This window comes from Dysgonomonas sp. ZJ279 (assembly GCF_011039205.1).
Lineage (GTDB): Bacteria > Bacteroidota > Bacteroidia > Bacteroidales > Dysgonomonadaceae > Dysgonomonas.
This window is the reverse complement of sequence record NZ_JAAKEL010000020.1, coordinates 50,331-60,632: the sequence shown is the minus strand read 5'-3', so window position 1 is coordinate 60,632 and position 10,302 is coordinate 50,331. Positions and strand designations below refer to the sequence as shown.

Below are 10,302 nucleotides of genomic sequence, written 5' to 3'. Positions count from 1 at the left end.
GTATTTACATCCTGCTTCTTGTCAGTTTGACTAAAAATTATAACTGACGACTCAATACCGCAGAGATATAAATTAATCACTTAATATTTATATCGGCTTGATTAACTAATCAGGCTTAAAAGCGGACATATATATGACAACACAAGAAAAAATCTCAATTGAATATTGTGCAATACTGATAAATTGTTCCTCCTTAGTACTCAGGCTATCCGATGATGAAATCAAAGAAAGCTACTCAGATAATCCTATGTATATAGCCGAGTATATTGAAAATGGAATGAAAGAGAATTTAATAGAACTTGCGTTCGATGATCAGAAAGCAACCCTGTCCTGTGCCTTTGACGGAAATAATAACTGCAATGCTTCTTATATATTCTTTGACAACTTAGACGAGTTGAATAACTATATCAGTTATCTGAATAAGACTTACGCTTATGATTATATTCAGAACCGTTGGGTATTACCCAATTCTTTCATATCCATAAAAAAGACCAAAGACGATATTTTCTTTATGTCTTTCTATTAACGGATTCCAAATATTGTATTGTAAAATGCGTGCTTTAGCTTATTAGCACGCATTTTTATATTACGTCAGTTAAGCATATCAATTTTATTTTGTCTTCTTTTTCTTGTCTGTAATAGTGTTGTTTGTTTTCAAACTGTCATTTTCTATTTGTAGTTTATAAATGGTTACACTCTGCCAAGTGTACCTGTTTTGGAGGATCGCATAATCTGCGTGCTGTTTCATACTGAAGGTAATCATCATAAACAAGAATACGATCAATACTCCTATAATAAATGTGGTTTTACGGATTCTGCCCCATCCGAATACCATCGTTTTATCTTTTGACAATATGGATTGTATCGTTTCTAATGTGATACCATTTTCGGGTGTTTTTATATCCTCAACAAGTTTTCTTGTTTTGAGAATAGTGTTATTTAACAACTCTATATTCTTTCTGTTTGCTGCAAAATGAGAATCCACATTTTTACCCAGAATCGTTATTGATTCATCTGCTATAGCCTTTATTTCTTCTTTGGAAATAGTAGGTATATCTTGTTGTGGTATCTCAATTGATACTTCTTTTTTGGATATCTTATCCAGTTTCTCGTCCATTTCGGACAGCTTGCCCCAAAGGGCTTCATTTGATACGTTTGACATAATTGTTATTGTTTAAGTTTATAATGATTTTAATATGTGATATTTCTTATCTTTTAATTCCGTTTTTCTTACGACGTTTCTTCTCTTCGTGTTCAATTCTTTTCCTAAATGCGTCTTCTTCATGGTCTTCTCCGTTCAGGTGTATGTTAAAGATTCCTCCGAGATTGTCCGACATCGATTCTGTAATCGGCTGGACTGGGGTATCTTCTGTTTGTGCTTGCTTTTCAGAGATATGCTGCTTTTGGTTGTGATTTTGTTGAAAGAGGTTGTTCAATTTTGAATAGCTGAACTGTCTGTCTATGTCTGAGCCTTTGAAGGTATGTTTTCCTTTCCTGAATGAGATTCCTTGCACTTCGTCGGTTTGACCTTTGTATTTGTAAGCAATGGATATGCCTTGCTGTTTTAGGTTTTGCTCGAATTGTTGCCAATCTTTTGATATTTTCAGAGTCGCTTTAATGGCATGGTATATTTCGTATTTGGTTTTCTCTGCTCCTTTGAGTTTCTGGATATTGGTTTGTTCTTTGCCTTCTCCATAGGTAAGGTTATATTTATCTTTTAGTTGTTTGCATACTTTTTCATTGCGGTAGTGATCGTTTTTATCGGATATGGTTTTACCGTCATTGTCTACTCGGTTAAAAACGATATGGCAATGGGGATTGTCGGTATTGTTATGTCTGACGATAATATACTGGGTATTTTTAATTTTCATGGCTTCCATGTATTCTTTTGCGAGTTGAATCATAAATTGGTCTGTCAGTCGGGATTCGTCTTCTTTGGAATAGCTGATGGGGATATGACCGACACTTTTCGTGAGTTTAGGGCTCATCAGGCTTTGTAGATAGAAACTGTTAATGATGGCTTTTGTATCTGTTATTAATACGCCTTCACTGTCTATCAGTCTAACATTTTCTTTATCGAGGACATAGGAAATGCAGCCTTTAAAGCTCTTTCCTTTTACTATTTTTCCAATCATGGGACAGTTGTTTTATAATTTGTTGAATTTCTTCAAATAGTTTTAGTGATTCTTCTTCTAGTGTTTTGAGGTTTGTAAAGCGTGCCATTTTTACGAATTGGTTCAGGTTATTGCCCATATTGGCTAGTCCTTTGAGTGTTTGTATATCTTCTTTTTTCATGGCTTCTTTTATTTCTGCTTTGAGAATGGCGTCATGGCAATAGATACTTAAAGGAAGTCCTGCCTGTTTTGCCCGATGCTTGATGGCATAGAGTTCAGGCTCGGAAAAACAGACTCCTACGGTCTTGCTTTTTCGGCTTACGGAAGTCTTTGGGGGACGTCCTCCTTTCTTGTTATCTGTACTCTTCTTCTCCATAAAATTGTCGACCAACGGGAGCAATTTTTCCTTTGGCGGTCAGCCAAAGCGAGGGTTTTCATGCAATGAAAACATAACCTCGCTACGCTAACGCACACAAAAGGCAGGCTCACATAGGAGCAGTTCGTTTATTCAGCAAATTTGACTTACAGTTATGACCAAACACAATAACTCATCGGTCGGGGAACGCCCAGCGGCAAGGGGGGAGACCACTCCTCCCGACGAGCAAAAACGATGATTATTTTCTCTGCTTTTTACCATCCAACATTCTATTCACATCTTCTAGTGAATAGAATATCGTTCCCCCAATAACTGTAAAAGGTATTTCTTTATTATTACGCATGGTTTGTAGTTTTCCATGCGATATTCCGAGCAATTCCTTAATATCGGAAGAGCGTAACCATTTCTTTGGAGATATAGAAGGTAAGGCTTTCTTTATCTCTTCAATCTCCCTTAAGATTCTTGCTTCAAACTCTTTGAAGTCTTCGTACGTTAATACTTGAGGCATAATTCATATTTTTAAATGAAACATGCCACGAAAAAATAAAAATATGTTTGGAAAAATTGTTGACCAGAATGAACTACTTTAGTCTACACTGTAAATCAGGAGAATAAATATGACTCAATTTTTATCGAAATCTATATTATTGAGTTTATTCAGCAAGTCATTATATGCAGATTTAGCTAAGAAAGGATCGTTCTTGAATCGGCTATAGCTTTTATAAAACGAGGTCTTATTTATCTCTTTACCAGAGATATTTATTTGAGAAGATATGCGTCTGATAAAGTCTTTGTCCGCTATGGATAGTTTCAGGTTCTCTGACAGAACCAGAGCAGCGATCAAAGCTGTTAGTTCACTTTGTGTTATTTTAGGTAGGTCGGCAATTGCCGTTGTTGTAATTTGCTCATCAGAGGAAAAGGCTTCTTCTAAAATTTCAGGGAATCTCCCCTGAGCTTCTGATTTATTCATCCATTGCAAATAGGTTAAACAAGTATCTTTATCATATATAAAATCTCTGCTAATTAACCAATAAGGTAAAAATACGATTGTTAATATACATGAAATAGTGAATAATAACCAACTCTGTAACAGAAAGCAAATAGTAGCAACAATATTGGCTACTATTATAAGGGGTAGTGATATTGTGCGGAGATTTATTAGTCGAGAGTATCTTGATATTCGTCTTTTAGTTTTCTCTTTTTCATCAGCCCAAACATGAATAAAGTATTTTTCATCTTTGCTCTTAGGATTATCTTTAATTCGCTGATAGAAAATCTTCTGTTTCCCACTAAAGGAGTTATCAAAAGCTCCTAAGTAATCAAAAAAGCTACCCCATTGATATTTGAAACTTGTTTTCATAGTCTATGTAATAATCGTGACTAATAATAAATAGCTGCAAGAAGCTAATTTACGATAATTTTCGTTGTAATTATGGTATCCAATCAATAATTCTATTATCGGGTTGTTCTTGTTTCCATTTTATAAAATTGTCATAATCTGTTATACCATATCCGATGACTGCCTGATAGTATTCTATACCCATAATTTTAGTAGTGTCGGGTGTCAGGTATTTTAGTTTTAAAATGGTTTCCTTTGTTTGAGGGGTTAGCACTGCTATTATCCGATCGGCAACGTTTTCAAAATAACCGTCGTATTGTGAACCTCTTAGGATATGTATCATATCTATTTGCCACGTTTCACTATCAGTGTCCTGATACCATGCGTGCCATTCTATACATTTCTCGTCTGTATCTATCAGGTTGGTATATTCTACTTTTTTTATATAGGGATTAAGTGCCAGTTTGGAGATCGCTTTAAAGCTATCGGCAATATCTAATGAATCGGTATAGATATGGAAATCAATATCTCTGTGCTTCATCAGTAAGCCCATTCTGGTTGAACCGACACGATTAATTGTAGCTCCGACTGATTCCCATATATTTACTATATCCAGACTTTCTACTATCTTTTCTGCTTTTGCCTGATTTTTTTCTGCTGTCTCTAAATAGTTTCTCATTTTTGATTAGTTTTTTGATTCAAGATAACCTGTCAGCTCATTGATAGCATATAGAGGTAAGTTTGTCAACCATGTTTCTTCTCTGAAATCTGACATGGAAGTCCGTATTGCCATCTTAGGTTTATTCTTTTCCACAAAAGCACGTAAGCTTTTTGCCTGTAAATTTTCGGCAGCTTTTACTTCTATGGGTACAAGCTCGTTCTTATATTGTATAAGTAAATCTATTTCTCCATCCGATTTATCCGACGACCAATAGAAAATGGAAATTTCTCTGTCTGTAACCAATTGTTGTAAAACATACTGTTCGGTCAAAGCTCCTTTAAATTCAGTAAAAATAAGATTACCATCGAGTAAGGTTTTTACATCAAGATTTGCCATCGCTCCCAACAAGCCTATATCAAGCAGATACAGTTTAAATGCTCCCATATCTTCATAGGCTTTCAATGGTAAGGCAGGCTTGGATATCCTATTAACCTTGTGTATTAAACCGCAATCCATTAGCCAAGATAAGGCTAATTCAAATTCTTTGGCTCTAGCTCCTTGTTTTATCAAGCCGTAAATGAATTTACGGTTCTCTTTTGATAACTGAGCAGGAACGGAATTCCACACCATACGAATGCGTGGAACGACATCTGTGGGAGCATGCTTTGAGAAATCCTGTTCGTAAGAATCGAGTATTTGTTGCTGAATCTGGCGTACTTCGGTAAAATCCTGATTCGAAGCAAAATTGGCAACAACTTCGGGCATCCCTCCAACATAGTAATATTGCTTTAATAGCTCTATATACTTTGTTTTAAAGGTATTTATCATTTCCCATTGCTGCTTCTGAATTAAATCGGTCAAATTGTGTTCTCCCAATGCTTCTAAAAACTCAGTGAAGCTAAGAGGATATAAATCGAGGAATTCAACTTTACCCACAGGAAAAGATGTATTCTCATGTAATGCGATTCCCAGTAAAGAGCCCGCTGCTACAATATGGTATTCGGGAGCATTTTCCCGAAAATATTTCAATGAGGTTATAGCTCTCTCTGCTTCCTGAATCTCATCGAATATAATCAACGTTTTGTTTGGCTCTGGTTTTATTCCTGTTGCGATCTGAATAGCTAATAGAATACGAGGTATATCGAAATCATTTAAGAACAGTGTTTTTAGCTGTTGATTGTCTTCAAAGTTTATATAGGCGAAATTTTCATATTCGGTTTTAGCAAATTCCTTCATCAACCAAGTTTTACCGACTTGGCGAGCCCCTCTGATTATAAGAGGCTTTCGTGTATTTTTTTGTTTCCATTTCTGTAAGAAACTTAATGCTGTTCTTCTCATATATTTGGTTGTTTTTTATCATTTACATAAATACCCTACGACTTTACGTGTAAAGATACATTTTTACCCTATGACTTTATGTGTAATTGTGCACTTTTTATATTTTTAGATAAATATCTCTGCTCTTTATGGTGTAAAAGCAATTGTCAAGAATTACTTGACAATTGCTTTTACATAGATCAGATAATAGGATGTGTTTGAATTACTGTACATTATCGTTTTATATTTCTATTTTTGAAAGCAATCATTTCTTTTGCTATTTTCTCTTCTGTGACCTTAGCATATATCTGTGTTGTTCTAATCTGATTATGTCCTAGCATTTTACTCACTGATTCGATGGACATACCATAACTGAGCATTAGGGTTGCGAACGAGTGTCTCGCAACGTGAAAAGTTAAATTCTTGTTAATTTTTGCCATATCTGCAATTTCCTTCAAATAAGCATTTACTTTCTGATTCGATGGAACAGGGATAACACACCCTGTATCTTTATAATGCTGACCTGAGCTATATTTTATAATAATCCTTTCAGCTTCAGGCAAAATAGGAATCTTTGACATTACGTTTGTCTTCTCTCGATTTGCATATATCCATTGCTCTCCATCCACGCCTTTAATAATATGCCCTTTGGTCAATCCTTTGATATCAATATAAGATAATCCTGTATAACAAGCTAAGACAAAAGCATCCCTGACTATATCTAACCGCTCAATTGATATCTTCTTACTTTTTACTTTGAGAATTTCCTCTTCTGTCAAGAAGTCTCTTTCTACTGGTTGTACTTTACAGGCAAAGTTTCTGAAAGGATCTTTATCCAGCCAATCATTCTTTAAAGCTAGATTAACAATAGCCTTTAAATTTTTGAGATACTTCATTGATGTATTGTGATTACAATCACGAGTCCGCTTAAAATAGGTCTCAAATTCGGAGATAAACTCATAATTCAGGTCAGTAATAAGAATATCGCTTTTCTTATATTTCTTCTTTAAAAAAGCTTCTATATGCCTTTTTGTTGTTTGATAGCGTGTAAGGGTTGCATCAGCGTATCCGTTATCTATTAAGTTTGATATTTTCGATATGTATTTATCACAAAGCCACAACAGAGTCTTATCGCTTGTGTTTTTACCTTTCATTAAATCTGAAACTTTTAGAGCAGTAACAGATTCATTTCTATCATACAAATAGCGGTAATATTCCTTAGCCTTTGCTGTATAAGAATCTAATAAATCATTCAGGTTTTTACTTTTGTTAGAAGCTCCAACAGCTCTTCCGTTTAGCCATTTTTCTTCTTCTATCTTTTCTTTAATAGAAAACTCAGCACGTTTTCCATCAATAGTAATTCTCATAAAAATAGGAACTTCATTGCCTTCGTTAATACGTTCTTTTCTTGTAAAAAAGGCTACACTCATTGTTTTCATGTGTAAATCAGTTTAAATTAATACTAAATAGTTTATTGTGATTTATTTCAATAAAAATCAAAGATTTGACTTTATTAAATCTACAAACTTGTATTTAGCAATCAAAAAATCTGATATTTATAAGCCACATCTCAACAAAAAGGAGATACAGAGAATAAGATTGAATTGGACTAAAGAACATTGAAATTTGGAGGTGTACATCAAATATCAGCACTAAATCAGTCAAAAGTAATCCATTCGTTATGAAACTTAAAAATTCATAATTATTTGATAGCTAAATAAATATAGGCGTATTCGGTGTCATTTTTTCAAAATGGAAATGTACACCGAATAGTACACCTGAAATATGAATTTAAACGGATTATTTTAGATTGTACACCTAAAAGAAAAACCGTATAAATCATTGATTTATACGGAATTGAACCCTTTTGAATTGTTAAAAAGTGGAGCTGGAGGTTCTATCTCCTGATCCCTATCTAATTATCATATTGAGTTATTTGTCTTATTATTAGATAAATATAAAATATAATCTTTCAGTAAATTGTCTTAAATAATCGTTTGTTATCTCAAAAAATGGGTGTATATTTGGGTGTTGTTTTTCTTTAATTAAACTCAACCATGAATATAAAACGCAATGTCATTTTCTCATTAGAAAGTAGAAAAAAGAATGGTCTTCCCCTTATAGAAAATGTGCCTATACGAATGAGAGTAGTATATGCTGGGAATCGAATAGAATTCACAACAGGATATCGTATTGATGCCTCCAAATGGGATGAGAAATTACAACGAGTAAAGAATGGTTGCACAAACAAACTTAGACAAACGGCATCTGAAATTAACTCTGATCTTAATGAATATAGTACATGTATTCAGAATATATTTAAGGAGTTTGAAGTTTTAGAAATTACCCCTGAAACTACACAAATCAAAGATGCTTTCAATAAAAAATATAAGAAGAATCAAAATGAAGAAGGATCAAAAGAGGATATACCAACTTTTACTTTCTTCTCAATTTTTGATGAATTTGTTAAAGAATGTGGGATACAAAACAACTGGACTGAGTCAACATATAAAAAATTTAAAACTGTAAAAAATCATTTAACCCAATTTGATGCAGAACTCACATTTGAATCTCTGGATGAATCCCGATTAACAGATTATGTCAATTATCTTAGAAATAAAAAAGACTTTAGAAACAGTTCAATAGAGAAACAACTTAAATTTGTTAAATGGTTTCTTCGATGGTCTATAAAGAAAGAATACAATAACAACAATGCTTTTGATGCATTCAAACCTAAACTAAAAACCACCCAGAAGAAAGTTATTTTCCTAACATGGAACGAACTTTCTAAACTGAGGGAATATACTATTCCTGAAACTAAGAAGTATCTGGAACGAGTACGCGATATATTTTTATTTTGCTGTTTTACCGGACTTCGATATTCTGATGTGTTTAACTTAAAACGGACGGATGTAAAGGAAAATTATATTGAGGTTACAACAGTGAAAACAGCAGATAGTCTGATTATTGAATTAAATAACCATAGCAAAGGTATACTTGAAAAGTACAAGGATGTTCACTTCGAGCACAACAAAGTTCTGCCGGTAATCACAACTCAAAAAGTAAACGATTATTTGAAAGAATTGGGAGAACTAGCCGGAATAGACGAACCCGTTCGTGAAACTTATTATAAAGGAAACAGACGAATTGATGAAGTTACTCCTAAATATGCTTTATTAAGTACCCATGCTGGTCGTAGGACATTTATATGTAATGCTTTATCATTGGGTATTCCTGCACAGGTTGTTATGAAATGGACAGGGCATAGTGATTATAAGGCGATGAAGCCTTATATAGATATCGCAGATGATATAAAAGCCAATGCAATGAGTAAATTCGATCAATTGTGATTATTTTTGTAAAACAAGAACAATTTGGGCAGGAGGTTGCTGCCTGAATTCAACCAATTTAACTATATGCAATTAGATAAGCAAAAACAATTCTCCGACATTATCCAGTTGATTAAACAATCTAGGAACGATGCGTTAATGGCTGTAAACACAGAATTGATTAATCTATATTGGAATGTTGGTAAGTATATTAATAAACAATTGACCAATGCTAGTTGGGGAGATAAAACTGTAGATGAGTTAGCATCCTTTATACAAAAAGAGCACCCGGAAATAAAAGGCTTTAATCGGAGAGGTCTTTATCGGATGAAACAGTTTTATGAAACATACAGTTCCATGTCATTTGTGACATCGCCAATGACACAAAATCAAATCGCTGAAAATCAAGATGTAAAAATTGTGTCATCGGCGATGACACAATTCGATAATATAAAAGAAACTATTTTAACAAAAGTCAGTTGGACACATCATTTGGCGTTAATATCCCGAGCAAAATCAGATGAAGAAAGAGAATTCTACTTGCAGCTTTGTATTAAAGAAAGATATACGGTAAAGGAATTAGACCGCCAAATAGACAGCAGTACATTTGAACGGGTAATGATAAGTAATACAAACATACCCCAAAAGATAAAGAATGAATATCCTGATATTAGGAATAATCTTAAAGACGACTATGTTTTTGAGTTCTTAGGCTTGCCCGACTCCCACGATGAGGGAGATTTGCAAAAAGGGCTAATAAGCAAAATGAAAAATTTCATACTCGAATTGGGAAAAGATTTTTTGTTTATAGGAGATGAATACAGGGTTCAGGTTGGTAATAGCGATTTTTATATTGATTTGCTTTTTTATCATCGGGGACTACAATGTCTGGTCGCCTTCGAACTGAAAGCCGAGAAATTTAAACCGGAACATTTAGGACAACTGAATTTCTATTTAGAAGCATTAGACCGAGATGTGAAGAAGGAGAATGAAAACCCAAGCATAGGGATACTGCTATGTAAAGGCAAAGATAATGAGGTTGTTGAATACTCTTTAAGCCGATACTTATCCCCGACAATGGTTTCGGAGTACAAAACACAACTACCCGACAAGAAGTTATTACAAAGAAAATTACATGAACTATTTAAGTAAAATCCCATAATACA

Annotated in this window: 11 protein-coding genes; 3 read left to right on the top strand and 8 right to left on the bottom strand. The window is 34.0% G+C overall.

What is annotated here, in order from left to right:
* Positions 1 to 133 precede the first annotated feature (133 nt).
* A complete protein-coding gene (locus G7Y57_RS15020) occupies positions 134 to 526 on the top strand; it encodes a hypothetical protein (RefSeq protein ID WP_165025944.1) in 393 nt (130 codons plus the stop codon).
* A gap of 84 nt (positions 527 to 610) precedes the next feature.
* On the opposite strand, the gene G7Y57_RS15015 is transcribed toward G7Y57_RS15020, so the two are convergent.
* The 8 genes from G7Y57_RS15015 to G7Y57_RS14980 form a co-directional block, all read right to left on the bottom strand.
* Complete coding sequence (locus tag G7Y57_RS15015; protein WP_165025942.1) at positions 611 to 1,162, bottom strand: hypothetical protein; 552 nt, start codon at positions 1,160 to 1,162, stop codon at positions 611 to 613.
* 46 nt (positions 1,163 to 1,208) lie between these two features.
* Entirely contained in the window at positions 1,209 to 2,135 is a 927-nt protein-coding gene (locus tag G7Y57_RS15010; protein WP_165025941.1) for a relaxase/mobilization nuclease domain-containing protein, read from the bottom strand.
* Positions 2,101 to 2,490, bottom strand: coding sequence for a plasmid mobilization protein (locus tag G7Y57_RS15005; RefSeq protein ID WP_165025939.1), 390 nt, complete (start codon positions 2,488 to 2,490; stop codon positions 2,101 to 2,103). The genes G7Y57_RS15010 and G7Y57_RS15005 overlap by 35 nt, the downstream gene beginning before the upstream one ends.
* Before the next feature lie 238 nt (positions 2,491 to 2,728).
* Positions 2,729 to 2,998 carry a helix-turn-helix domain-containing protein gene (locus G7Y57_RS15000; RefSeq protein ID WP_165025938.1) on the bottom strand — a complete coding sequence of 90 codons (270 nt, stop codon included), beginning with the start codon at positions 2,996 to 2,998 and terminating at the stop codon, positions 2,729 to 2,731.
* Between the two features lie 114 nt (positions 2,999 to 3,112).
* On the bottom strand, positions 3,113 to 3,850 hold the full coding sequence (locus G7Y57_RS14995; protein ID WP_165025937.1) for a hypothetical protein: 738 nt from the start codon (positions 3,848 to 3,850) through the stop codon (positions 3,113 to 3,115).
* Between the two features lie 70 nt (positions 3,851 to 3,920).
* The gene (locus tag G7Y57_RS14990) at positions 3,921 to 4,508 is read right to left on the bottom strand and encodes a phosphoglycerate mutase family protein (protein WP_165025935.1); all 588 of its coding nucleotides are present in this window, start codon (positions 4,506 to 4,508) and stop codon (positions 3,921 to 3,923) included.
* A 6-nt stretch (positions 4,509 to 4,514) separates the two neighbouring features.
* Positions 4,515 to 5,828 (bottom strand): ATP-binding protein, encoded by a 1,314-nt coding sequence (locus G7Y57_RS14985; protein ID WP_165025934.1) that lies wholly within the window; start codon positions 5,826 to 5,828, stop codon positions 4,515 to 4,517.
* 212 nt (positions 5,829 to 6,040) lie between these two features.
* The gene (locus G7Y57_RS14980; RefSeq protein WP_165025932.1) at positions 6,041 to 7,246 is read right to left on the bottom strand and encodes a site-specific integrase; all 1,206 of its coding nucleotides are present in this window, start codon (positions 7,244 to 7,246) and stop codon (positions 6,041 to 6,043) included.
* 618 nt (positions 7,247 to 7,864) lie between these two features.
* Between G7Y57_RS14980 and G7Y57_RS14975 the strand changes: the two genes are divergently transcribed.
* Positions 7,865 to 9,157, top strand: coding sequence for a site-specific integrase (locus tag G7Y57_RS14975; RefSeq protein ID WP_165025930.1), 1,293 nt, complete (start codon positions 7,865 to 7,867; stop codon positions 9,155 to 9,157).
* Positions 9,158 to 9,223: 66 nt separating this feature from the next.
* Positions 9,224 to 10,288: a YhcG family protein gene (locus tag G7Y57_RS14970; protein ID WP_165025928.1), complete on the top strand. Its 1,065-nt coding sequence runs from the start codon at positions 9,224 to 9,226 to the stop codon at positions 10,286 to 10,288.
* The last annotated feature ends 14 nt before the right edge of the window (positions 10,289 to 10,302 follow it).